Origin of the sequence: Scardovia wiggsiae F0424, assembly GCF_000269605.1 — a bacterium.
GTDB classification, from domain to species: Bacteria; Actinomycetota; Actinomycetes; order Actinomycetales; family Bifidobacteriaceae; genus Scardovia; species Scardovia wiggsiae.
Genome location: NZ_AKCI01000001.1, coordinates 1,188,379 through 1,212,436 on the forward strand (window position 1 = coordinate 1,188,379; position 24,058 = coordinate 1,212,436).

General features: G+C 54.7%; 18 protein-coding genes and 2 tRNA genes. 13 read left to right on the top strand and 7 right to left on the bottom strand.

All coding sequences use genetic code 11. The features are described 5' to 3' along the window. Positions 1–201: 201 nt before the first annotated feature. Positions 202–1,080 (top strand): anaerobic ribonucleoside-triphosphate reductase activating protein, encoded by an 879-nt coding sequence (nrdG, locus tag HMPREF9156_RS0105325; RefSeq protein WP_007147750.1) that lies wholly within the window; start codon positions 202–204, stop codon positions 1,078–1,080. A 148-nt stretch (positions 1,081–1,228) separates the two neighbouring features. On the opposite strand, the gene HMPREF9156_RS0105330 is transcribed toward nrdG, so the two are convergent. Continuing rightward, positions 1,229–3,622, bottom strand: a complete 2,394-nt coding sequence (locus HMPREF9156_RS0105330; protein WP_007147751.1) for a hypothetical protein — start codon at positions 3,620–3,622, stop codon at positions 1,229–1,231. 449 nt (positions 3,623–4,071) lie between these two features. Between HMPREF9156_RS0105330 and HMPREF9156_RS0105340 the strand changes: the two genes are divergently transcribed. From HMPREF9156_RS0105340 to HMPREF9156_RS0105365, 5 genes are all read left to right on the top strand, one after another. Further along, positions 4,072–6,318 carry a maltotransferase domain-containing protein gene (locus tag HMPREF9156_RS0105340; protein WP_390156905.1) on the top strand — a complete coding sequence of 749 codons (2,247 nt, stop codon included), beginning with the start codon at positions 4,072–4,074 and terminating at the stop codon, positions 6,316–6,318. Positions 6,319–6,527: 209 nt separating this feature from the next. Beyond that, a complete protein-coding gene (locus HMPREF9156_RS0105345) occupies positions 6,528–7,022 on the top strand; it encodes an inorganic diphosphatase (RefSeq protein ID WP_029246379.1) in 495 nt (164 codons plus the stop codon). Between the two features lie 183 nt (positions 7,023–7,205). After that, the gene (locus tag HMPREF9156_RS0105350; protein ID WP_007147754.1) at positions 7,206–8,627 is read left to right on the top strand and encodes a hemolysin family protein; all 1,422 of its coding nucleotides are present in this window, start codon (positions 7,206–7,208) and stop codon (positions 8,625–8,627) included. Between the two features lie 139 nt (positions 8,628–8,766). Then, positions 8,767–9,246, top strand: a complete 480-nt coding sequence (locus HMPREF9156_RS0105355; protein ID WP_007147755.1) for a Dps family protein — start codon at positions 8,767–8,769, stop codon at positions 9,244–9,246. A gap of 261 nt (positions 9,247–9,507) precedes the next feature. Continuing rightward, the gene (locus tag HMPREF9156_RS0105365; RefSeq protein ID WP_007147756.1) at positions 9,508–10,485 is read left to right on the top strand and encodes an SPFH domain-containing protein; all 978 of its coding nucleotides are present in this window, start codon (positions 9,508–9,510) and stop codon (positions 10,483–10,485) included. A 79-nt stretch (positions 10,486–10,564) separates the two neighbouring features. On the opposite strand, the gene HMPREF9156_RS0105370 is transcribed toward HMPREF9156_RS0105365, so the two are convergent. Continuing rightward, complete coding sequence (locus HMPREF9156_RS0105370) at positions 10,565–11,233, bottom strand: M48 family metallopeptidase (protein ID WP_017147547.1); 669 nt, start codon at positions 11,231–11,233, stop codon at positions 10,565–10,567. A gap of 103 nt (positions 11,234–11,336) precedes the next feature. Here HMPREF9156_RS0105370 and HMPREF9156_RS0105375 point away from each other — a divergent pair. Then, positions 11,337–11,410 (top strand) — tRNA-Ile (locus HMPREF9156_RS0105375). Positions 11,411–11,449: 39 nt separating this feature from the next. Then, a tRNA-Ala gene (locus HMPREF9156_RS0105380) sits at positions 11,450–11,522 on the top strand. 153 nt (positions 11,523–11,675) lie between these two features. Here HMPREF9156_RS0105380 and HMPREF9156_RS0105385 read toward each other — a convergent pair. Then, positions 11,676–12,461, bottom strand: a complete 786-nt coding sequence (locus tag HMPREF9156_RS0105385; RefSeq protein ID WP_007147758.1) for an HAD family hydrolase — start codon at positions 12,459–12,461, stop codon at positions 11,676–11,678. 244 nt (positions 12,462–12,705) lie between these two features. On the opposite strand from HMPREF9156_RS0105385, the gene HMPREF9156_RS0105395 reads away from it, so the two are divergent. Beyond that, positions 12,706–13,251: an NADPH-dependent FMN reductase gene (locus HMPREF9156_RS0105395; RefSeq protein ID WP_007147759.1), complete on the top strand. Its 546-nt coding sequence runs from the start codon at positions 12,706–12,708 to the stop codon at positions 13,249–13,251. A 125-nt stretch (positions 13,252–13,376) separates the two neighbouring features. Here HMPREF9156_RS0105395 and HMPREF9156_RS0105400 read toward each other — a convergent pair whose 3' ends face one another. Then, positions 13,377–15,053 (bottom strand): ABC1 kinase family protein, encoded by a 1,677-nt coding sequence (locus HMPREF9156_RS0105400; protein WP_007147760.1) that lies wholly within the window; start codon positions 15,051–15,053, stop codon positions 13,377–13,379. A gap of 88 nt (positions 15,054–15,141) precedes the next feature. After that, positions 15,142–15,549 carry a phasin family protein gene (locus HMPREF9156_RS0105405; RefSeq protein ID WP_007147761.1) on the bottom strand — a complete coding sequence of 136 codons (408 nt, stop codon included), beginning with the start codon at positions 15,547–15,549 and terminating at the stop codon, positions 15,142–15,144. A gap of 260 nt (positions 15,550–15,809) precedes the next feature. Between HMPREF9156_RS0105405 and HMPREF9156_RS0105410 the strand changes: the two genes are divergently transcribed. The 4 genes from HMPREF9156_RS0105410 to HMPREF9156_RS0105425 all read left to right on the top strand — a co-directional run bounded on the left by HMPREF9156_RS0105410 (position 15,810) and on the right by HMPREF9156_RS0105425 (position 21,918). Then, the gene (locus tag HMPREF9156_RS0105410; RefSeq protein ID WP_007147762.1) at positions 15,810–16,379 is read left to right on the top strand and encodes a MarR family winged helix-turn-helix transcriptional regulator; all 570 of its coding nucleotides are present in this window, start codon (positions 15,810–15,812) and stop codon (positions 16,377–16,379) included. A gap of 40 nt (positions 16,380–16,419) precedes the next feature. Next, positions 16,420–18,324 (top strand): ABC transporter ATP-binding protein, encoded by a 1,905-nt coding sequence (locus HMPREF9156_RS0105415; protein ID WP_007147763.1) that lies wholly within the window; start codon positions 16,420–16,422, stop codon positions 18,322–18,324. Further along, entirely contained in the window at positions 18,314–20,479 is a 2,166-nt protein-coding gene (locus tag HMPREF9156_RS0105420; protein ID WP_007147764.1) for an ABC transporter ATP-binding protein, read from the top strand. The genes HMPREF9156_RS0105415 and HMPREF9156_RS0105420 overlap by 11 nt, the downstream gene beginning before the upstream one ends. Before the next feature lie 377 nt (positions 20,480–20,856). Further along, the gene (locus HMPREF9156_RS0105425; protein ID WP_007147765.1) at positions 20,857–21,918 is read left to right on the top strand and encodes an MFS transporter; all 1,062 of its coding nucleotides are present in this window, start codon (positions 20,857–20,859) and stop codon (positions 21,916–21,918) included. A 23-nt stretch (positions 21,919–21,941) separates the two neighbouring features. Here HMPREF9156_RS0105425 and HMPREF9156_RS0105430 read toward each other — a convergent pair whose 3' ends face one another. Further along, positions 21,942–22,700, bottom strand: coding sequence for a type 1 glutamine amidotransferase (locus tag HMPREF9156_RS0105430; RefSeq protein WP_007147766.1), 759 nt, complete (start codon positions 22,698–22,700; stop codon positions 21,942–21,944). Next, positions 22,697–24,055, bottom strand: coding sequence for a Mur ligase family protein (locus tag HMPREF9156_RS0105435; RefSeq protein WP_007147767.1), 1,359 nt, complete (start codon positions 24,053–24,055; stop codon positions 22,697–22,699). The genes HMPREF9156_RS0105430 and HMPREF9156_RS0105435 overlap by 4 nt, the downstream gene beginning before the upstream one ends. Positions 24,056–24,058: the final 3 nt, after the last annotated feature.

A 24,058-nucleotide genomic window follows, 5' to 3' on the forward strand; every position in this document is an offset into this window, starting at 1 on the left:
CCGCTGTCCACCTGCTGAGGCTTACCCTGCTGAAACTTATGAGTAAGGCGGCCCCATTCCCAGGGCCGCCTTACTCATTAAGCGCCAGGCGCACGGCACATCCAAAATGCTTACATACTTTACGCCGGGGCACGGTACCCTGCACAGGCTGAAGCAGAGCCGAAGCGGAACGGACAGGGCATGATCAACGGAAGGCATACTATGAGCGGCGGATTCAGAAAGACAAAAGCAGATATATCGCTGCACGGCGGACGGATAGCGGGATCTTCAGGATCCGGCAAGCAGGCGGCCGAGGAGAGCCCGGCAGACGGAGACCCATCCCCTGCGCAGCCGCAGCCCCATGGCTCCCATAACTCCCCTACATCCCGCAAACAACACAAGCAGAGTTCCCATCGCGATTTTGCGGCAGGCGAGGAAGGGAGGGGGCCCTCAATACCAAGCCCGCTGACGAATAACCCGAAAGCCGGGCAATGGGACGGACGCAAGCTCAGCCGCGATATGGTTGCCGATTATAAACGTTTCGTTGTCACCGACGGGGAAGGGATAAGATGCTCGTTATACGTCAGCGGATGCCCTTTCCATTGTGATGAATGCTACAATGCTTCGATCTGGGACTTCCTCGCCGGGCATGAATACACGCCTGCGCTGGAAGACCGGATCATTGCAGATATGTCATTGGACTACGTCCAGGGCCTGACCCTTCTTGGCGGGGAGCCTCTGCTCAACACACCTATGCTCCTCCAGCTGACGAACCGCATACGCAGGGAATTCGGCCGCACAAAAGATATCTGGTGCTGGACCGGCTACACATGGGAAGAACTTATGCGCCCGGGTGAGACAGAGGATAAACTGGCTCTGCTGCGGAATGTTGATGTCCTTGTAGACGGCCGCTACATCAAGACCCTTCATGATTCGCTGCTGCAGTTCCGCGGGTCAAGCAACCAGCGCATTATTGACGTTCCCCGATCCTTAGCTTCCGGAGATCTTGCCCTTTGGGATAAAGTCCATGATCAGGAGCGCTTCATCCCCGAAATATACGGTAAAGACCGCGGTGCAGCCGAGAACACAGAGAATAAATAAACCGCATACCACCCCATCAGGCCTGTACAACGCTAGCTGGCAGCAGTGTGTGGTGAGATGCAGTTGGGGGGCTTACTGCGCTTCCCGCCGCATCTCACCTGTTATCTGTATTGCTGCGCTGCCAGCTGTCAGGCTGCTTTTCAGCGGATCACTTCCTGCTGTCTTTATACAGTATCCGCCCAATAATAACTGCCATAACTGCAAATGCAGCTAGGAGGATGCCGATAGCCGCGGCTGCAGATACCCCTGTGCCTGTTGACGCCAGTTTATGCGGAACCTTAGGCCCAGGCCTGTCAACTGTTACCTGTTCGTGCTGGGCACCAAGCTCATGCGATGCCAGTATCTCGCCCCTGCTGTTCCTCACAGTCGCCTTCCAGTACGAGACTCCTGCTGTTGCAGTACGTGCCTGGGGGCTCTGTACTACGCAGGTGCGTTCGCCGCTTTTCCCCTCTGCGCTGGCAGCCTGCCTGCAGCCTTTGGGATCAATCGGTACCCGCACTTCATCAAGAAGCTTGCGGGCGCTGCTGTCCGGGCTGTTTCCGGGCACCGCATCATAAACCGTAAAAGTGACGTAAGCACCGTCATCAAAATTCCCCGTTACTTTCGCATTGTCATAGAACGCTTCATTAGCTGAAACTGTGCCGCTGCTGGCCCATGTAGTGACGGATGCATGCTTATATGTCCCTTTAGGGCTGTTATACACCCGGACCATCTCCCACTCATCGTTATAGGCAGATGAAGCCGGAGCTACACGGCTGTCGCCCGTAAACGTATAAACGAATACATAGTAGCCATGCTTTTTCGCATATATCCTTACAGGATTCCCATATGCGTCAGGGGCTCCGCCGCCAACCTTGATGCTACCATTCTTAGCCGCGTACGTCCATGTCCCTACGAGTTCATGGTTCTCGTCAGCCTGCGGGGTATCTGCGCCGGAAGGTTTGAAAGCCTCATCATATTTCTGGTCCCGGGTACTGCCCGACCAGTACACGCTTACCCGGGCAAACTTATTATCAGCCTCAAAACCGAAGGCCTTGTCTCCCTTAAAGTCGCCGTGGTCCTCAGGATAGCCGGAAACAGTAATATGGTCAGTCAGCTGAGCACCTGCGGCCGCGGTATGCTCGGAAACCGTAGAATCGACACTGACAATATTCCTGTGGGCAACAGTTTCATTAGCTTCAAGGAAATCTGACAGGGCATCCCCTTTCAGCCACTGCTGCACATCCTTATCCTGCGCACTCTTCCTGATGGCCCATACCCATGTTCCGAAGCCTGAATTACGTTTCACCGTATACGGCTGTGCGGCTGCAGGATCAGGCCCTGCCATAGCGGTAACGGCATGAGTCTGCCCGGAGCCGGTGAACGACGTATGCCCGTATGCCGACGGTTTATATCCGCGGGCAGCGATCTGCCGCATAAACCCGTCGGCAGACATCCCCGCTGACGGCCGGATGCCGTTTTTCAGGTCATCCTGCGTCAATCCTGCAAAGTAATAGCCGTCAGCTTTGAGCTCTGCGCCTGAGGGCCACTGCCCGGCACTCACGCCCGATGTAACGTTATCAATAATATGCCCTCCTTCGTTAACGGTACGTGACTCGGCAACAGTATGTACAGAAGGCTGAAAAGTTTTCTGCACCTCAAACGTGATGCCTCGAAAAACAGCTTCCACTCCTGCACCGGTCCTGAGATAATCCTGCCGGCTGTCCAGCCTGTCGAGGCTCCCCACGCGGGACCGCGCCTCAACAGATACTTCCCCATCACCGGTGGCGGTCCATGCTATATCAACAGGTTCATCCCTACTGGTAACGGTTATAGTGCGGGAATGCACGGAGTCAAATTCGCCCGGCCCGTTCAGCGTAATGTCCATACGCACTCCTGCTACAGCTTTGCCATGCGTATCCAGTACCTGCGCGTGGAACACGCCGCGCCTGCGCGCTTCAGTGTATGAATTTTTAACGCTGAATGTTGATATATCTGCCGCTTCAGCCTCCGCCCATAACTGCTCCATACGCACAGGGATCTCAGGATGCTCTTTAAGGAAATGCCCTCGCCTGTACGTCCACAGCCCTTTATCGCGCGCTTCAAAACGGTCCTTGATCAGGGCTGCGATCGCCGCATGGGTGATGCGGTCCGGCTCGTTGCGGTATTTTTCCGCAAGGTATGCGATCCGGCGCGTATCCGGCGTATCCGACAGAGGCGTGCTTGACGTGTACGAATACTGTTCATGGACGCCGGTCTCTATGCAGTAGGTGTTGCGCCCCTGGCTGTCGCGGGCAATAGCACCAAGATAATACGGCAGCCCGTCAATCGTCTGAGTGATGTAATAACTGTCTGCCGGCTTGTCCAGCTTGTGTGTGTCCGCATACGCGAAATCAGCTTTGGCCCCTAAATAAGGGAAAACAGTACCGGCAGCCAGCGCGGCACAGCACAGGGCAGCAAATACCGCAGCCAGAAAGCGCTGCCTGCGCATGGCTTTCTTCCGCGCTGCCGCCCTGTCCCGGAACGCATCCGGCTTCCCCCTGTGTGAATATGTTCTGCGCATATTTCTCCTTCACATTTTGATTGGCTGCCTGACGGCAGCGTTGATGTATCCCTGCGGCTCCGCATGAAACACCGGTCCGGACGGCAGTATGCATACTTCACGGCATGCGTACTGCGCTTCATGCAGCACCAGCAGGTTTACTATGCCAGGAATACGGCTCCCGGATAAATAAATATGAGCAATGTGGCCGAATGCGGATAACACGCTTCATTTCCAACTTGCAAACACGTACAATAAATAGTAAGAAGTAAATAGTGACCGATCTCAAGCTGCATCTCTGACAGCCCCGGACTCTGGCATATGCAGAGCGGGCAGGCATCATCTGTCTGCCCGCGGCAGGCGTATCAGCGCGGGACTGGGGATACAGTCATGCGGCTGTTATGGGATCTCTGCAGGACGTACACATCAATAATGCATGGGACAGTGCATATACCAGTGAAAGGCAGATCATGGCACGTACAGGATCATCTAAAACCGCACATAAAACAGGAAAAGGGAAAACAGAAATATCTGCAGTAAAGGCTGCATCCGCTTCGCAGAAGAAGGCTGCGTCACGATCCTCAAAAACTGTGCAGACTGCAAAAACCACAGCCAGGAAAACTGCGGGCCGCCCGTCCGCCCTCCATAAAAGCCCATTTTCGCGTACCTTCAGAGAAGAATTCGGCCGCGTAAATATTACCAACGTATCGCCCGCCCCTCAGAACGGTTTTGCTCCCAAGGCAGAAATCGGTGAGCTGATCACTGTGCGGGCGAATGTTTTTATTGATGGCCGCACAAAAGTTGGAGCAAGCGCAGTCATCTACACAAAAACCGGGACCGTATCCAGCCGCGTCCCGCTTACACTGGCTGTTGCAGGCCTGGATCTGTGGGAGGGGGCAGTCCGCATGGGCAAGGCCCAGTCCGCACTCCCCTGGCAACCGGGTTTCAATGCGGTGTCGCGGAAGCTTGGTACATGGAAACTCGTTGTTGAGGGCTGGAAAGACCCTTATGCTACGTGGCTGCATGATGCGCGCATCAAAATCGCCGCACATGACGACCAGGACAACACCCTTGAGGAGGGCCTCCGCCTTTTTGAACGGTGGTATGGAAGCGATGATGCGCATCTTATAAAATCTGAGCGTGCCATTCTCAATACTGCAATCAGGGCTCTGTCCAATACAGGGCTGCCGTATGATAAACGCCTGGCTGCAGCCGATAATGCGAAGATCCGCGCCCTGCATGCTTCCAAGCCGCTTCGGGAAGATATCACAGAATCCAACCCCGTGGAGATCAGCGTCCAACGTCCGCACTCGAGTTTTGCGGCATGGTACCAGTTCTTCCCGCGTTCTGAAGGCGCTTATGTTGATACGGATACAGGCGCAATAGTCCAGGGTAATTTCAGGACTGCGACCAGCGGGCTGGACAGGGCTAAAAGCGAAGGGTTCACTATTGTTTACCTGCCTCCGATCTTCCCTATCGGAATCACGAACCGCAAAGGGAAGAATAATGCCCTGACAGCGGCTGATGATGACCCCGGCTCCCCCTTCGGCATCGGCAGCAGCTTTGGCGGGCATGATACCCTTGATCCCCTGCTGGGGACGATGGAAGATTTTGAACAGTTCGTGGCCCATGCGCATGATCTCGGTATTGAGGTCGCGCTTGATTTTGCACTCCAATGCTCGCCTGACCACCCATGGGTAAAGCAGCACCCTGACTGGTTCCGCATCAGGCCTGACGGGTCTATTGCCTTTGCCGAGAACCCGCCGAAGAAATATCAGGATATCTATCCTATTGATTTCGAAAAAGATATGCCGGGGATCGAAAAGGAAGTTATCCGGATACTTGAACTGTGGATCAGCAAAGGTGTGACTATTTTCCGTGTTGATAATCCGCACACCAAACCGGTGCGCTTCTGGCAGGATGTTATTGCTGCAGTCACCCGCAAGCATCCTGAGATTCTCTTCCTCGCCGAGGCGTTCACCCGTCCGTCAATGATGCGCGCACTCGCTTATGCCGGATTTACCCAGTCCCACTGCTATTTCCCCTGGCGCAATACGGGCGAAGAGCTTAACGAGTATCTGGCGGAGACGAACGGTGACGACGCATTCTTCCAGCACAACTCTTTCTGGCCGACAACACCGGATATCCTCACTGCCTACCTGCGTGATAACGGCATCGCCGGCCACGCTGTGCGCGCGGTGCTGGCGGCTATGGGAAGCCCAAGCTGGGGCATCTACAACGGCTATGAGCTTATTGAGAATGTCCAGCGAGGGCAGGTGGAAGAGCCTAATGACAACGAAAAGTACGAGATCAAGGTCCGTGACTGGAGCAAAGCTGAAGAATACGGGATATCTACACTGCTGGCACGCCTTAATGAGATCCGCAATACCCATCCGGCCGCGCGCTCATACCATGACCTGCATGTACTGAGTACTGCGAACCCCAATATCGTTGCGTTCTACCGCCATCTTCCCGCTGAGCTTGCAGACGACGGCAAGGCGGATACGGTGATCGTTGTCGTCAACCTTGATGGGCATAATGCGCAGCAGGGCAGCGTCCATATTGAGCTTGCCGATATCGGCATCGCCGGAGGTGAACTCCATCTCCGGGACGAGCTGACAGGCCGCAGTTTCACATGGGGCTACGATAATTACGTATCCCTGGCCCCGTGGGCTGATGTTGCGCATGTGCTGACAGTCAGCAATAGCACTGACTGAACCATGTGAAGGCCGGCGGCCAACACCGGGAGCTAGCCTGACCAGCCGACCGGCAGAAATGCCCTGCCCGGCCAGCGGCCCTGCCCTGTGACGGCAGTGCCCTATAATAGGAAACACTACAAAGCGTTACGCATATGCATGACTGCTGAGCTGGAATGAACTACACTATGGATAAGTTCAACACACTGGTGAAAACCAAAGGAGTCCTTATGGCAGAAACATTTGATGTCCTTGTTGAGATCCCGCAGGGTTCCCACAACAAGTATGAAGTCGATCACGAAACAGGCCGCATCAAACTGGACCGTATCCTGTTCACTTCTATGGTGTATCCGGATAATTACGGTTATATCGAAGGTACCCTCGGCGAAGACGGCGATCCGCTGGATGCCCTTGTTATGCTCCCGGAACCTGTATTCCCGGGGTGTACAGTAAAGTGCCGCGCAGTGGGCCTGTACCATATGGTCGACGAGGCCGGCGGCGACGATAAGGTCCTCTGCGTCCCTGCAGACGTCCGTTTTGATACCGTTAAAGATATTGACGATGTCTCCGATTTCCACAAGAATGAGATCGACCATTTCTTCAGCCAGTACAAGGCACTTGAGCCGGGCAAGGAAGTACAGCCGGGATCTTATTGGACCAATGCGGCCAGGGCCGAAGAAGAGATAGCCGCTGCGCGCCAGCGCCTCGCCGATTCCGAAAGGTAAACCGGCACATATACGTACCGTACCAGTCAGATACTGTATCAGAACGAATACGTGCACTGTAACAGTAAGGCAGCTTTACGGCTGCCTTTTTTGCACCCTGCGCTAGAATTGCTTAGCAGACAGTAAAGGCCGGCAGTCCATGGCGGGGGCTGCGGCAGCCAGTGATTAAGGATTGCGATAGACATGTCATCGGTATGGCTTGACATCATCTTCATTATTATATTTATGCTTATCGGCTCTGTTTTCTCGGGGACGGAGATGGCTCTTATCTCGCTGCGCACATCTCAGATAGAACAGCTGGAACAGCAGGATGCGCGGGGGGCGCGCGTGGCAAAGGTTGCCAAAGACCCTAACCGTTTCCTGTCTACAGTGCAGCTCGGCGTGACCCTGGCAGGTTTCCTGTCTGCGTCTTTTGGCGCAAGCGCTGTTGCACCGTATCTCGCCCCTGTTTTCGTCAGATGGGGAGTCCCTGCCGGTTTCGCCGACGGCCTGTCAACGGTTGTCCTGACTATTATTATTTCCTATTTTTCCATTGTCATCTCAGAACTGACACCTAAACGGATAGCGCTGCAGCGGCCTGTGGAGATCGCCCGGGCTGTTGTCCCGGCTGTAGATGCTATTGCAACGGTATGCGCGCCGCTTATCTGGCTTATCAGCAAAAACATCAATGCACTCGTGCGCATCCTCGGGTTTGATCCCGATGAAACGGAAAATGCGGTGAGCGACGACGAACTGCGGGTCCTGGTGTCGTCGAATGACCAGCTCGGCAAGGATGAGCGCGTTATCCTCGATGACGTTTTTGACGCCTCGGAAACGATCGTCGCCGAAGTCATGCGGCCGCGCGCTGATGTGACGTTTATTGACGGCGATATGCCGCTCAGTGAGGCCGCCCGGTTCGTCCGCGACCTGCCTTATTCGAGGTACCCGGTAACGGGCAAAGATTTTGACGATGTCCTGGGGTTCGTCCACGTCCGTGACCTTCTTGATATCCGCGATCCCCATGCCCGCACTGTTGCCGATGTAACACGGGAAGGGATCAGCCTGCCGGGGACGTCAAAAATACTCCCCAGCATCAGCCTGCTCCGCAAACGCGGCATCCATCTGGCCATAGTTATCGATGAGTACGGCGGAACTGACGGCATCGTTACCCTTGAAGATATGACCGAAGAGCTTGTAGGCGATATCCGCGACGAATACGATCTTCCGGAGGCCGGAAGCAATACGGCTGCAACCGCTTTCCATGACGGGAAACTCACTGTGGACGGCGGGATCACCCTGGAAGATTTTGCCGATATCTCAGGTATTGAGCTGGAGGACGGACCGTATGAGACCCTTGCCGGGTACATGCAGGCCCACACAGGCGAGCTGGGGTTTGTCGGGCAGGAACTGTTTGTCGCTGATCCGGAAGTTGGGAATATCAGCCACAGTACGCAGGAGGACGAAGCTGACAGAGCGGATCCAGGCGGAGCCGGACGCGCAGCAGGGTTCACCATGGCCGTTACTGCCGTAGACGGAAGGCGTATCCAGGCCATAGAAGTACGCCTGGGCCCATCCCGGGATCCCGCGCAGCACGCGGCCTCACCGGACGCGCAGCAGGGGAATTAATCCTGCGTCCATGCTGTTGATCCATATGCGGGCAGGATACCTGTCTATATGTGGAATCTGGATGCCTCCCCGCAGAAGGAACAGAAACACCGTTCAGTACTATATCGATAGGATCCGGATACGGACCTTTGGAGGTATTATGGAACTTGTATATATCAATCCCGGCCTTGATGAACAGGCCTCGCAAAAGATCATTGCCATCCTTCAGGACAGGCTCAGCCAGGAGCAGGAAGCGGCCCTCCTGCTGAAGCATGCCCACTGGAATATGAAAGGCGCGAATTTTATTGCAGTCCATGAGATGCTTGACCCTGAAGTCGATTCCTGCCTTGAGCAGGCCGATGAGACTGCGGAACGCATAGCCCAGCTGGGCGGATGGTCAGACGGGCGGGCAGACGCCATCGTGGGCAACCGGTCATGGGAACGTTTTGATGTTGAAGGCTCACAGGACACTTCTGTATATCTGAAAGCCCTGATCACATATTATGAGGGTTTCATTGAGAACGACCGTAAAGCCATCGCTGAGCTTGACAGCCTTGACGTCATCAGTTCGAATATTATCCAGGACCATGTCCAGAGCCTTGAGAAATTCCTCTGGTTCATGCGCGCACACCTTGCATAGCCCCATCTGAGATATGCCGGCGCACCCGGATGCCGGCATACGCACAAAAATACCGGCAGCACAGTATATGCAGCATGCTGTACGTACCGCCGGAGCCTGAGGCAGCAGAGCAGGTTATCCGTCCTGCTGCCTTTGCCGTACCTGCACTGTATCTCTATCTTCCCCGGTATGATAGGAACAGTGCTGAGGGCGCTGGATAAAAAACGCGGACCTCAGATGAATGACGCAAACTTACCCAGATAAAGTATCAAAGGAGCAATAATGGGTGGCTTTATAACTTTAGGGATAATCCTTGTTATCTTTCTGTGGATATTCCTTTCCGGGCTGTACGTTGTGCCGCAGCAGCGCGCCTATATCATTGAGCGTTTCGGAAAATTCCTGAAAGTTTCAGGGGCAGGCATCCATGTCAAGATCCCGCTGGTAGACCGCATTGCAACAAGGACAAGCCTCCGGGTCAACCAGCTTATGGTCAAGGTAGAAACCAAAACTCTGGATAACGTGTTCGTGACTGTTGTGGTATCCACCCAGTTCCGCGTTGAAGCTGCAAATGTGGCTAAGGCCTACTATGAGCTGCAGGATCCCGCCGGACAGCTGCGGTCCTACATGGAAGACGCCCTGCGCAGCGCCATCCCCATGCTGACCCTTGACGATGCTTTCGCCCGCAAGGACGATGTGGCTTCCGACGTGCAGGCTACCGTGGGCGCCGAGATGGCACGCTTCGGTTTCACCGTCGTCAAGACCCTGATTACTTCTATTGACCCTTCCAGCCAGGTGAAAGCCGCGATGGATTCCATCAACGCTGCCCAGCGCGAGAAGGAAGCTACACGCGAACGTGCTGAGGCAAACCGCATTGCCATTGAAACGCAGGCCGCAGCTGAGGCTGAGCGCACGCGCCTCCAGGGTGAGGGCCAGGCAAATTACCGCCGCGAAATCGCCAACGGTATCGTTGACCAGATCAAGAGCCTGCAGGCTGTCGGCATGGATATTGACGAAGTGAATAACGTTGTGCTGTTCAACCAGTATCTGGATGTTATGCGTTCCCTGTCTGAGTCTGACAACGCGAAGACTGTTGTCCTGCCTGCTTCGACCCCTGGCGGATACGGCGAGCTGTTCAGCCAGATGACCAGCGCAATGGTCACTGCCGAAGATTCCAAGGGCACAGCTACCCTTTCACAGGCTGCCCGGAAACGCACCGGCTCCGGAACCCGCAGCGCCGCTGATAAGAGTGCAGGCAAATAAAGGCCCTGCCGGCAGATAAAACTTTGGCCGGCACAGAACAGCAGGCCCGTGAACCATGCGGACAGCCGGGTCAACCGGGTTAGTAGATAGTATACTGGTTGATCGCATGCCTGCGCGAACGCCAGTCGGGCAGATACATATCCATACGGTCACGGAAACCCTTTCCGTGACCTTTTTCGTATAAATGCACCATTTCATGGACCAGCACATATTCGAGAAGCTCCTCAGGCATATACGCAAGTGCCAGGTTAAGGCGGATCCGCCGTGTAGCCGGTGTGCAGGACCCCCATCGTGATGTCATGGTACGCAGCGTGATATGGGACGGAGTCCTGCCTGTTACCTTTGCGTAGCGGGCAAGGAGGGCATCAACTTTGGGCCGGAGTATGCCGGCTGCCTCTTTTTTATGGGCATCATCCCATTGCGATACACAAAAACTGCGGGGTACACTGCGGTCTGCAGGCAGCAAGCCTGCAGCCTCTCTGCGGCTGCCGCCCTGTGCCATTTCAGCAGCGATAATACCGTCCTGCTGTCTGCGGATCCAATCCCTGTGTGAACGGATAAGCTTCTCGATATCAGCTGCAGATGCATGCACAGGCGCACTGACCTCAATACGCCCATGCGGCGGTTTGACCCTCAGATACAGATTTTTATTCGCCGGCCTGCGCGTCACGAATACTTCAAGATAATCAATGACCAGACGCTCCCGGACATTTCCAGCGCGGCGCAGCCCCCTGTTTCCCCATCGCATGCTTTTATTGTGACACACCACGGATACTAACCTGCTTATGTGTTCCATGGGTGGTTGTAACATAACTCTTTGTGCGGTCTGATTGGCTTCGGATTGCAGGTACGGGCCCATAGCTCAGCTGGTTAGAGCGCGTCCCTGATAAGGACGAGGTCGGAGGTTCAAGTCCTCCTGGGCCCACGCGGATTCTCGCAATACGCAGTGTAAGGTGCTGCTTTTGGGGGTATGGCGCAGCTGGTAGCGCATCTGCTTTGCAAGCAGAGGGTCAGGGGTTCGAGTCCCCTTACCTCCACCGACTCGGAACCACTTAACCCATGTAACGGTTCCGAGTTTTCTTTTAATATATCCTTATCCCCCGCCTCTCCTTTTTCTGCTCGTCAGAGAAAACCTCAATGCATAAAGTGCACCCCCCAATGGATGCGCGCAGAGTGCGGGAGCAGCGCTGCTAGCCGCGGGCTTCAATCATGATGCGCGAAACGTCAGCAAGGGTGAAGCCTGCAAAATCAGGGATCGACGTGGAATGGGGCGCGCGTTCGGAAGCCGGTGTGCTCGTTTCCCCTGCGACCCGCACAACCACTGCCCCGGCCGCCGACGCTGCATGAAGACCGGAAACAGAGTCCTCAAAAACCAGGCACTCGCCCATTGCCTGCCTGTCATGCGGATCAAGCCTGGCTATTTCTGCGGCCATATAATAGGGATCCGGCTGCGGTTTCTTCTTATCGTCAGGCAGGGACTCGTCACACACATAACCGGCGAATATCCCGTCAGGGACATGATCAATAAGGTTCTGGACCAATACACGCGGCGATCCGGTGACCAGCACAGCCGGGATATGCGCATCATGGACCTGCTGCAGGAAATCCCTTGCCCCGGAGTTCCATGGCAGCTGAGCGGATTCTTTATCATGCATATAATCAACCAGCGTATGCGCAACTTCTTCGCGCCCCATAGGGACGCCCAGCCGGATAAGCTCGTCAGCCACATGGGCCAGGGATGTCCCCTGCAGCCCTGCCATCAGTTCCGGTGTCCACTCTACCCCGTTCTCAGTTGCAAGGGTGCGTTCTACCTGCGCCCAGTACACTTCCGAATTGATAAGCGTGCCATCCATATCGAAAAACACCGCACGCGGAAGATACTGGGCCTCCCCTGAAGCATGGGGGCTGCCGCCTGCATTATCCGATGCACTGCCGGAATTGCCGTCACCACTGTTATGTATCGCCTGTTCACTCACAACCCTATTTTCCCACAGGCGAAGGATAGGGGGGGACAGGGTTCCGTATGCACAACAGGAAGGGATGGGCAAGGCGCGGAAGGGCAAGGCATAAAACCGCCGGCATGGACAGGGTATCTGTGCGCACAGCAGCACACACGCGGCACTGTGATATATGCCATATACGAAAATGGAATTATATACGCCCCAGCCATGTTGACCATTTACGTAAACATTTGACCTGCAAAACTTAAAGGAGCAGCTTATGTCCAAGATCCTTATGATCGTCGGTTCCGACCGCAAACATTCCTTCAATGCGCAGCTTGCGCGTGAGATCGTTAAAGAGATTGGGGACCGCGCAGAAACAGAGTTCCTGGATTTCAGCAATATCCCGTTCATCAACCAGGATGAAGAATTCCCGGCACCTGAAAGCGTCGAAGAAGCCCGCAAGGCTTTCAAGGAGGCTGACGGCGTATGGCTTGTTACCCCTCAGTATAATGCCTCGTATCCTGGCCGCGTCAAAAACCTCCTTGACTGGATATCCCGTGGAACCGAAAAGGGCGTAAGGGAAAGCGCCATATCATACGGCGTGAAATTCACTGTAAGCTCGGCAGCCGACGGGGCGCGCGAAGGTGTCCTTCCTAAAGCTGTGGAACTGGGGAAGTTCACGGGTATGGATGTTATGGATGAGCCGATTGCCGCGGTACCCCTTTCAGCAGAATCATGGCAGACTGACACGCTTGTCCTCAGTGATGCCGACAGGGAAGCTATTGCAGGCCAGGTTTCTGCATTCCTTGATTTCATCAGGTAAATCCAGCCGTAAAAAGTAAAGGCAGCTGCAAACAGCACGCAGCAGGACGGACAGCCTGGACAGAAATACAGGGGCAGGAGAGAAAAGTACAGCTTAGGGGACCGCGCGCCCAGCCGGAGACAACCTCAGCCGGATTTGCCTTTACGCTTGAGCTCGCGGTTCTTGCGCATAATATCAAAGACGATCCATGCAGACAGGATGAATGCCACTACGTATCCCATGAACCCGATAATCGGTATGCCAAAAACCACAGGCTGGATACGCGCAAAATACACGATCGACGACCCGACATAGAGCCCGACGACTATCAGGGCCATAGTCAGGCGGTCAACCATAAATGACAGCTGGCGTATGGGCTCTTCAGACCCGACCAGTTCCATATTCGTTTTCAGCTGCCCGCGCGTAAGCATCCTCATAGCAGTGCCGGCCTCGCCCAAAGCCCCAAGGGCCCCATGGAGCGCCCCATGGGATTCAAGCCCCAGTTTCTGTGCTTCATCTTTGATATACTCTTCAGGCTTCTGCGAAGAAAGCACATGTTGCGTAATGATATCCATCATATTCGTTTTCGGCATGAGCTTGTTGACAAGCCCTTCAAGCGTTACCATACTCCGCGCAACGGTTGTGATGGACCCCGGAAGTTTCAGGTTATTGCGCGATGCCAGCTGGACCATGGACATAATGAATTTAGCGATATCAAGGTCATTCAGGTCTACAGTCCCAAAATCCGCAATAAGCAGGTCTATATCCGATAAAAGCGCAGCACGGTCAATACGGAGGGCGCCGGGGGATACTTCCGCCAGCCGCAGGAGCCCATCTTCAAGGGTCACCGAATCTTTGCGGGGCACAGCGAATATCATCTGCCTGAGGATGGAGCGCATCTCGCCATTGATGCGGCCGACCATGCCCAGGTCTATAAGGACTATCTGGCCGCCGCGGATAATAATATTGCCGGAATGCGGGTCAGCGTGGAAAAACCCTTTGTCAAGGACCTGCGTTGCATAGTTGTCAACGAGTTTTGTGCCGATCTCATCCGGGTCATAGCCTTCATATTTCAGCAGGCCAAGATGCGATACAGGCGTCCCCTCGATATAATCCATGACCACAATATGCTGCGTGCACAGCCGCATATACGGCCTCGGGCAGTCCATATAAGCATAGCTTTCAGTAAAATCCCTGAACTCCTGCAGGTTTTTAGCCTCAACCATAAAATCGGTCTCAGACTGGAAAGTATCCCACAGCTCATCAACTACGCCCATAAAATCAACGATCTGGGTATTCTGCGATGCAACTTTCGTAGCCGTGCGCGCTACGGAACGGATTATTTCGATATCCTGCGCCATCGTTTCACGCACACCTGGGCGCTGCACCTTAACAGCGACATCTTCCCCCGTTATCAGCGTTGCACGGTGGACCTGCGCCAGGGATGCAGACCCCAGAGGCTGGGGGTCAACATAGCTGAACACCTTCCCAACCGGGCAGTTATACTCATGCTCAAGGGTTTTGCGGACGATCTGGAAGGGCATGGGGTCCGCGTCAGATTTAAGTTTAGCCAGTTCTGCGCAGTACTCTTCGGGAAGGATCTCCGAACGCATGGAAAGGATCTGCCCGACTTTAACGAATGTGGGCCCCAGCTCCTCCATGGCCATCCGCAGCTTTTCAGGCGTCACATTATAGGGGACCCCGTATTTCTGCGTGATGCGTACTATCTGGGCAAGGCGATGGAGACGCCCCCGCGGCTGCTTCCTGCCCGGTATGCCTTCCTGGCCCCTGTACTGGCGCCGATGCCTGCGGCCCTTACGCATACTGGATGTATCCACGTGTCTGGGCACATGGCACTTCCCCGCCGGCACACCGCTGCGGCGGGGCAACGGGTATTCCCCGGCAGAGCGGTCAGCCATTCTTTTCTGACGGATCCGGGCTGCCTTCCTGCGCAGTGTCGCCGGGCGTATGGATGCCGCTGGCATCGCCGGTATCGTCCGGGCTGCCGCCATTCAGTTTCTCAGCGATCCTGGATACACGCGCTACATATTCTTTACGTTCATCGTCATTCATGGCTGCCAGGCGCATCCGCAGCAAACGGTCCTGTGCATCGGAGATCGTGCTGTCTGCCTTATCTTTAGCCTTCCGGGACAGCTCGCTGTTCAGTTCGCGCCCCTGCTCCACAGTCAGCTTGCCTTTTTCCACCAGGTCATCAATGACCTCTTTGCTCTTATCAACACCTGTTGCAGCAAGCCCTACACCGGCCATAAAAATATCGCGCACAGCGTGAGACAAAGAGTCAAAACCCGATTCTGCCATAATATGCCTCCTTCGGCGTTTTCCACCACTTTTCCTGTCCGGCAGCTGCAGGGTATCCCACGGGGATCCGCACAGCTGCTCTTCTAATTCTAGCCTATTGCACCGATGGCGCAGAAATCCGGCACCATGCCGTTATCCGATACGATGAAATATGTTGCATATACAACATTTATGCTATACTTGATGGAGCCTTAAAGATCCACTAATCTGCATAAAGTGAAATATCAATACGCTACAGAAGACAGGAAGTGCAGCCCCGTATGTTCGCAGATACCACAGGCACCGATACTAGCCACGATGGCAGCAGCTCCGGATTGCCACCGCTGATCTTTGTCTTCAATGTTATGGGCCATATCACCGAACAGGCCCTGGGCAAGGCGATCCCTGACATTTCAGGGGCTAATGCGCGGATCATCATGCTTATTGCGCATAACGATTCCCGAGGCGTGCCGACATACCAGTCCGATATAAGGGACTGCTTCTCCACCACCCGCTCAACAAGCAGCAGGGTTATTAAGCTCATGGAGCAGAAGGGCTGGATCACGTGCAGCGCTTCCACCCGCGATGCCCGCAAGATCCGGCTGCATTTGACGAAAAAAGCCGTTATCATCGCAAACAAAATAGACGCTGCGAGCGCCCTGGTCCAAAGCCAGATGCTGGAAGGGATTGACCCGGGCACTGTTTCGCAGGTCACTTCCGCCATCCTCCGGATGCGCGCCAACCTGGGGAAACATGGCGTTGGGCAAAGGCCGGCTCCAGCACGGCATAGGCCCGGGGGCAGGCGGGAAGGGCTGCACAGGAATCACCGAAAGCAGAAATATCAGCAGTAATCCGCTAAACTGTAACAATCACAATTGTAATGGAGGAAAAATGACACAGCGTTCCAGCGCTACAGCCCGCAGGGACAGCAATACGCATTCCAGCCTGAATACGGATATGCGCGAGGACCAGGACGGCCAGACTGAAGACGACATCGCTGCCGGCGATTACAGCAGCGGAAACAGCGCAACACTAAAAGACTTTTCAACAGTATACGGGACCGTACGCAACTACAAAAAATTTGCTTGGGCAACACCTTTCCTGGTTGCCGGCGAAGTCGCAATGGAACTGCTCATCCCCTTCCTTATGGCCATACTTATTGACCGTGGCGTCAGCGCAAGGAATATGTCCGAAGTGTGGAAGTGGGGGATCATCCTTGTTATTGTAGCATTCATCTCGCTTGCTTTCGGCATAGGGGCAGGAAAAACATCAGCGGTCGCATCAGCAGGCCTGGCTAAAAACCTGCGGCACGACCTGTTCAGGAAAGTACAGGGATTCTCCTTCACCAATATTGACAGCTTCTCTACAGGGAGCCTGGTTACCAGGCTTACCACAGATGTGACCAATGTGCAGAATGCATATCAGATGCTTATCCGCATTGCTTTCAGGGCACCTCTGATGATTATTTTTGCGTGGCTGTTCACTTTCCGCATCAGCCCGGATATCTCTTTCATCTTCCTTGTAGTTGCACCGCTTCTCGCATTAGTCCTTGTTGCCCTGGGGATGAGCGTCCATCCTATTTTCGTGCGGGTATTCCGCCGGTATGACCGCCTCAATAACAGAGTTGAAGAAAACCTTGCGGGCGTGCGCGTGGTAAAGTCCTTTACCCGGGAAGGCTACGAAGATAATAGGTTTATGCAGGTCTCGCAGCGCATTTATGACTCTTTCGTTAAGGCAGAACTGCGCCTGTCGTGGATCATGCCTGCCATGTACACCGCGATTTACACTACTATCCTGCTGCTCAGCTGGATAGCTGCCCATCAGATCGTGGATTCAGGGAATAATGAGGCCCTGGGGATGACCACAGGGAACCTGACAAGCCTGTTCTCCTACACCCTTCAGATCCTGATGGCCCTGATGATGGTGGCGATGATCTTCATTATGGTTATCATCTCACGCGCATCCACAGGCCGCATTGCTGCCGTACTGCGCGAGGAGAGCACAGTTACCACCCCCGCAAAACCCGTATCGGGAGTAAAGGACGGATCCATATATTTCAGCCATGTAACCTTCCGGTATAACGAAAATTCAGAAAAACCCGTGCTCTCCGATATCAGCCTTGACATCCCCTCCGGAACAACGCTGGGGATCGTCGGCGGCACCGGTTCGGCGAAGTCTTCCCTTGTGCAGCTTATCCCCCGCCTCTACGATGCATCTGAGGGGACCGTCCAGGTGGGCGGCACCGATGTGCGCGGATATGAGCTGGATATCCTGCGTCAGAGTATCGGGATGGTCCTGCAGAAGAACATCCTGTTCAGCGGGACAGTTGCTGAAAACCTCAGGTGGGGCAATCCTGACGCTACGGATGAAGAAGTAATGCGGGCGGCAAAACTCGCCCAGGCAGACGAATTTATCCAGGGCTTCCCTGATAAGTACGACACCTACCTTGAACAGGGCGGGGCCAACGTTTCCGGCGGGCAGAAGCAGCGTTTATGCATAGCCCGTGCATTGCTTAAAAAGCCGAAGATCCTTATCCTTGATGATTCCACCTCTGCAGTGGATACAAAAACCGATGCCCTTATACGCCAGGCTTTTGCTACAGAGATACCGAATACCACCATTATCATCATTGCCCAGCGGCTGTCCTCAGTCGAGAACGCAGACAATATCATCATGATGGATAACGGGCATATAGCCGCACAGGGGAACCATAACGAACTCCTGCGGACATCCGATGAATACCGCAGTATCTACGAATCACAGAATAATTCAGAGGTGATCAGCGATGGCGAATAATCCCGCGGAAACCCCGAACACGGCACACGTGGGCAGCGAAACAGGCAGCCCGGTACATGAGGATAAAAAAGTGACTGGCAATAATCAGAATAATACCGGTATCAAAAAAAACCGAAATGAGGCCGGCAGCTATGGCCGGCCCGGCAGCCGCGGACCGCGGAGAAGCAGGATCAGGAAAGGTACCCTCAGCCGTCTTATGCGGTATATTTTCGCTTACAGATGGCAGATGAGCGTTGTTGTAGTATGCATTATCCTCTCTGCTGTGGCTAATGCAGCTATGGGGCTGTTCCTCCAGCGGCTGATAGACAGCTATATCCTCCCGCTTGTAGGGAAGGCAAACCCTAACTTTATCCCGCTGGTGCAGGCACTTGGCGTGATGGCTATCATCTTCACCGCAGGGATACTGTCTACCCTGCTGTATAACCGCATCCTCGTGCGCGTGGAACAGGGCGTACTCAAAACTATCCGCGACGATATGTTCGTCCACCAGCAGGCATTGCCCATCAAGTATTTTGATACCCACCTGCACGGTGACGTGATGAGTTTTTATACAAACGATACGGATGCCCTGCGGCAGGCTATTTCCCAAAGCTTCCCGCAGATGTTCTCTTCAATTATGAGCATGCTTGCCGCATTTTTCGCGATGCTTGCCATCAGCGCACCTCTGACAGGGTTCCTGATCGTCTTTACCGTTATCCTGCTTATTGCGATCAGCAAGATCGCAGCGGCCAGCGGACGGTATTTCGTCAGCCAGCAGCGCAGGCTGGGCGATGTGAACGGCTATATTGAGGAAGCCATCAACGGGCAGAAGGTCATCAAGGTCTTCACCCATGAAGAGGCCACGCAGGAAACTTTTGATGGGAAGAATTCCGACCTGTACGAAGCTTCCTCACAGGCAAACTATTACGGGAATATCACCATGCCGGCGGTCAACAACATGAGCTACCTCCTGTACGTGCTCCTTGCTGTTGTCGGTGCAGCATCAGCACTGGGCGGTTTCCCTAATTTCTCGCTTACCGGGTCCCATGCACTCACTATTGGGGGCATCATCTCCTTCCTCACGCTTTCCCGCAGCTTCACGAATCCGATCGGGCTGATATCCAACCAGTTCTCTTTCGTCCTCATGGCGCTGGCCGGCGCATCACGTATATTCGGCCTCCTGGATGAGCAGCCGGAAACCAATACCGGCGATGTAACGCTTATCAAGGCGCATGTTGCTGAAGACGGCACGATCACACAGGCAGCGCATCATACCGAGAACTGGGCGTGGCGCGTGCCTGAAGGCGTGGAAGTTGACGGTAATGTGGCAGATGTGACAGTAGCGAATACGGGTGTAAGCATGCTCCCCAGGGACAGGGCGAGCAGTGTGGCATCCCTCGCCGGTACGCCAAAGAAAAAGGCTGCCAGCGCCTATACCCTGCTGCGCGGCGATATCCGGTTCAACGATGTCAATTTCTCTTACGAACCGGGGCATGAGATCCTCCACAATATCTCGCTGTATGCGAAGCCGGGCCAGAAAGTCGCTTTGGTGGGGGCAACAGGCGCGGGGAAGACGACTATAACGAACCTGATCAACCGTTTCTACGACATTGACAGCGGGACTATCCTGTACGACGGCATCAATATCAAAGATATCAACAAAAAAGACCTGCGCCAGTCGCTCGGCATCGTACTGCAGGATGTCAACCTGTTCACCGGTACCGTGATGGATAATATCCGGTACGGCAAGCTGGATGCTACTGACGATGAATGCATCGCCGCGGCCAGGCTGGCGAATGCGGACGGCTTTATCCGCATGCTTCCCCACGGTTATGAGACCATCCTTAAAGGCGATGGGAGCGGCCTGTCCCAGGGCCAGCGGCAGCTGGTGTCCATTGCCCGGGCAGCCGTAGCTGACCCTCCGGTCATGATCCTTGACGAGGCAACCAGCTCCATTGATACCCGTACTGAGCAGATAGTCCAGGCTGGTATGGATGCGCTGATGGAAGGCCGTACAGTGTTCGTTATCGCGCATCGCCTATCCACTATCCGCAATGCGGATGTGATCATGGTGATGGATCACGGGCGGATCATTGAGCGCGGCACACATGAGCAGCTGCTTGAGCAGCGCGGCGAATACTACCAGCTGTATACCGGTGCATTTGAGCTGGAGTAGCCGGCAGGCATTATAGCTGAAAAAACGACGCATACACAGGGTTCCTGTTTCTCCCCAACGGCTTCGCCCTTACGGGCTGCAGATTGTTGGGAGGGGGACAGGAACCCTCTTTTATAACCGTGAATAATTTTTGCCGTAATGGATTTATGGGCATTACCGGGCCGGTGCCGGTGGTAAAACACGCAGATACAAAAATAGAAATTGCGGGAAATCGGCAAAACCGGTTTTGTATCTGCGTGTTTTACCACCAGGGTTAATTTTTTCGGGGACAGGGAAAGAGGGGAAAATACAGATAAATGATGGGGGAAAGGACTGGGGAATCCCCCAATCCGGTATTGCTATATACTTGAAGTAGCATTTCGCAGATTAGGAGAATCATGGCTAATACGAGTTCCTCAATGCGGCCGGGAGATATGCCGGGCATGCCGGGCGCAGCGGCGGGAGGCTCCCGCAGCGACATACCGGGCAGCTTTTCGGGTGACTACGCGGACTATAACGACGAGGACGATGCAACGGTTGCCGGCAGGCAGCTGCATACCGTTTCCGGAATAAACGGCAGCATGGCGGACCGGGACGCCGCCGGCACAGGTAACCAGGATCCGCCGGCACCTTCACAGCCATCCGGCTTTTTTGCAGGTATGCGTTCCGTGTTCGGGCTGCCTACATGGATGTACTATTTTTTCTGGGCATTTACATGGCTCCTCGGTTTCGGTCTGCTTGCTTTCGCCACAGACAGCTTCGGGCGCACAGCTTTATGGGGGTACATCCTGTACATAATCTGCATTGCGGTCTCTGTCGTTTTCGCAGTGATAATCGGTTACGGGGCCAGCCAGCCGCGCAGCGGTACTCCCGGTGATGCCCTTTCCCAGCATATCCTGCATGGTTCACGCATCTGGGCACTCACCTGGGGTGTGGCTTTCTTTGTCTGTGAGCTCGCTTTCAATACAGTAGCTGCACAGTATAATTTCAATGCTTCAGGCATGGGTATTATAAACTGCATCCTTGCCAGTGCGCTCGTAGGGATCATGTATTTGAGCGGAAGTGCGATTTTTGGCGATACGCCGATGTTCGTCGTAGGTATCGTGCTTCTGGCGGAGTCCCTCGTTATCCCGGCATTCCGCGTGCCCCGCGGGTATTGGATCACCGCTGTTATAAGCGGAGCAGCGCTCCTTATTGCAGGCATAACAGATTATCTCGGGCAGTCACGCAGAATCAAAAAAAGCGGGTCTGCTACAAGGGATAACGGATCATCACGCAGCAGGCAGCCTTCTGCGGGGCGCGGAGGCCTTTTCAACAGATTATCGCGTAAAAGCCGCAAAGACGGGGAGGGCCGGGATGCCAGAAATGACATGCAGTACAGCGCAAATAGCAAAGGTCCTTCCAGCACGTCAGCCGCCCCATCTTCCCGAGCTTCTTCACGCACGAGCAGCTGGGATTAATAAAGCCTTCAGCATGCCTCTTTTCAGCGCGGCCTTGCCATTGCTGTTTTACGTGCAGCATCGGCAAGGCTGTTGAGCTTTTCCAGCTGTGCCTTCTCATCGCTGCCGCCCAGGTCTTCAAAATTCCCATAACGGTTAGCAGCCGCTGTCCTAATAAGATGGTCAGCAACAGCCGGGTTCTTGGGGAGAAGGGATCCGTGCAGGTATGTCCCGATAACATTCCTGTATACAGCCCCCTCAGTATGGTCTTCACCGTTATTCCCCATACCGCCGCCGTCTACTGTCCCCCATGCATGCGAAGGGTCATCAAGGAATGTCTGCCCTGAATGGTTCTCATACCCTATAACGTCGCCGAACCTGGCAGTATGCTCGGTAATATTCCCAATCATGCGCACTTTCTGGCCAACCGTATGCACACCGAGGATACCGATCCCGGAAAGCCGCGCCCCATCAACAGTCTCGAAATAATGCCCGAAGAGCTGATACAGCCCGCAGATGACAAGGATGGGGACACCGTTATCGGCAAGCGTGTGCAGGGTATCGCTGACCGTAAAAAGGTCCTTGCTCACATTGACCTGCCCGTGGTCCTGCCCGCCGCCCCCAACAATGAGGTCAGCGCGCGCAGGCCATGCATCCCCAACGTTATACATGTGGATCCGCGGTTCATATCCATACAGGCGTGTACGCTGTTCGATCACCTTGAGGTTGCCGAAATCCCCGTAAATATTCATATCTTTGGGATAGAGGCTTACGATATCAAGCTGTTTCCTGCCGGTACTCATAATCCCACATCCTCAACTCTGGTGATCTGCGACAGCACTTTACGCGCGGCAAGCATGGCGGTATAGGTACAGTATATGTGGTGCGGCTTTTCAGGATCGGTTTTCACAAAATTGCGGACAGCACGGCTGATGGAACTGTCTGCCGGTGCGCTTGGCACCGAATCGTATGCCAGCCTCAGAGCCATATCATCGGCGCGGACTCCGGAAACTGCCGCAACACCGGTTTCCGCAAGGCTCGTAAAATCAACATCCCACAGCCAGCTCATATCACGCCCGTCCGCATACTCATCATTGATAATGATCATCGTCGCACTGCCTTCAGCAGGGAATGACTTAAGCGCAAGCCTGAAGCCCATAGGGTTCTTTACCAGGATCATTTCAACAGGCGTACTGCCGATATATACAGTCTCACCGCGGCCAAAAGCAGGGGTGACTGCAGCGAGTGCGTCCAGCATCTGCCCGCTGCCTGTATGGCTGCCGCGCAGCCGGTCAACATCAGACATCACAGCACGGGCCACTCCCAGCGCAGCGGCAGCATTATACAGGTTATACACACCTTCCAGCCGCAGCGTCCGTGTATACAAAACGTCCCCAATGGTATACGAGGCAGTATGGCCGTCTACTCCGGTGAGCACGACATCAGCCGGCAGGCTGTGCGCTGCGGGATAATGCTGCTGTACAGGATGTGCAGGCTCCGTATCCCCTGTATCGCCGGCACTGCGGCTGTCGCTGTCATGCATATCATCATCGCTGGGGAAAAAACCGGTAAGCGTATCAGACAGGCCAAAATAACTGATGCGGGTGCCGGAGGGAGCCTTTTCAGCAAGCGCAGAGATACGCGAATCTTCACGGTTCAGCACCAGGACCCTGCCTGTAGCACCGGCAGCATGGGCGAGCAGCCGTGCCGTAGTATCGATCTCCCCGAACCTGTCAAGCTGGTCCCGCATAACGTTCAGCAAAAGCGTATACTGCGGTTTTACCTGCTCAACGAAATGCACCGCATACGCTTCGTCCAGCTCAAGCACGGCAATATCGGCATTGACCTTCCCGCGCAGATCCACCCGGTCTATAAGGGCAGAAGCCACCCCCCGGGTAAAATTCGATCCTGTAGGGTTGGTGAAAACCTTAAGGCCCAAGTCCTTCAGCATAGAAGAGATGATACGGGTAGTTGTGGTTTTGCCGTTTGTCCCTGAAACAAGGACCACTCCGAAAGGCAGCTGTCCAAGCGTCCTGCGCAGGAAACCACGGTCTATCGACTCAATGACCTTACCGGGGAATGCGGTGCCGCCGCCGCGGAGGCGGGTCAGCGCCCGTACTGCTTTGCCGATAAGGGGGGTCAGGATCGTAACAGCCATCGT

What these genes read in the sequence shown, in the direction of transcription:
- nrdG (WP_007147750.1), top strand. Translation starts at nt 202, where the DNA reads ATGAGCGGCGGATTCAGAAAGACAAAAGCAGATATATCGCTGCACGGC.
- HMPREF9156_RS0105330 (WP_007147751.1), bottom strand. Translation starts at nt 3,622, where the DNA reads ATGCGCAGAACATATTCACACAGGGGGAAGCCGGATGCGTTCCGGGAC.
- HMPREF9156_RS0105340 (WP_390156905.1), top strand. Translation starts at nt 4,072, where the DNA reads ATGGCACGTACAGGATCATCTAAAACCGCACATAAAACAGGAAAAGGG.
- HMPREF9156_RS0105345 (WP_029246379.1), top strand. Translation starts at nt 6,528, where the DNA reads ATGGCAGAAACATTTGATGTCCTTGTTGAGATCCCGCAGGGTTCCCAC.
- HMPREF9156_RS0105350 (WP_007147754.1), top strand. Translation starts at nt 7,206, where the DNA reads ATGTCATCGGTATGGCTTGACATCATCTTCATTATTATATTTATGCTT.
- HMPREF9156_RS0105355 (WP_007147755.1), top strand. Translation starts at nt 8,767, where the DNA reads ATGGAACTTGTATATATCAATCCCGGCCTTGATGAACAGGCCTCGCAA.
- HMPREF9156_RS0105365 (WP_007147756.1), top strand. Translation starts at nt 9,508, where the DNA reads ATGGGTGGCTTTATAACTTTAGGGATAATCCTTGTTATCTTTCTGTGG.
- HMPREF9156_RS0105370 (WP_017147547.1), bottom strand. Translation starts at nt 11,233, where the DNA reads ATGCGATGGGGAAACAGGGGGCTGCGCCGCGCTGGAAATGTCCGGGAG.
- HMPREF9156_RS0105395 (WP_007147759.1), top strand. Translation starts at nt 12,706, where the DNA reads ATGTCCAAGATCCTTATGATCGTCGGTTCCGACCGCAAACATTCCTTC.
- HMPREF9156_RS0105400 (WP_007147760.1), bottom strand. Translation starts at nt 15,053, where the DNA reads ATGCGTAAGGGCCGCAGGCATCGGCGCCAGTACAGGGGCCAGGAAGGC.
- HMPREF9156_RS0105405 (WP_007147761.1), bottom strand. Translation starts at nt 15,549, where the DNA reads ATGGCAGAATCGGGTTTTGACTCTTTGTCTCACGCTGTGCGCGATATT.
- HMPREF9156_RS0105410 (WP_007147762.1), top strand. Translation starts at nt 15,810, where the DNA reads ATGTTCGCAGATACCACAGGCACCGATACTAGCCACGATGGCAGCAGC.
- HMPREF9156_RS0105415 (WP_007147763.1), top strand. Translation starts at nt 16,420, where the DNA reads ATGACACAGCGTTCCAGCGCTACAGCCCGCAGGGACAGCAATACGCAT.
- HMPREF9156_RS0105420 (WP_007147764.1), top strand. Translation starts at nt 18,314, where the DNA reads ATGGCGAATAATCCCGCGGAAACCCCGAACACGGCACACGTGGGCAGC.
- HMPREF9156_RS0105425 (WP_007147765.1), top strand. Translation starts at nt 20,857, where the DNA reads ATGGCTAATACGAGTTCCTCAATGCGGCCGGGAGATATGCCGGGCATG.
- HMPREF9156_RS0105430 (WP_007147766.1), bottom strand. Translation starts at nt 22,700, where the DNA reads ATGAGTACCGGCAGGAAACAGCTTGATATCGTAAGCCTCTATCCCAAA.
- HMPREF9156_RS0105435 (WP_007147767.1), bottom strand. Translation starts at nt 24,055, where the DNA reads ATGGCTGTTACGATCCTGACCCCCCTTATCGGCAAAGCAGTACGGGCG.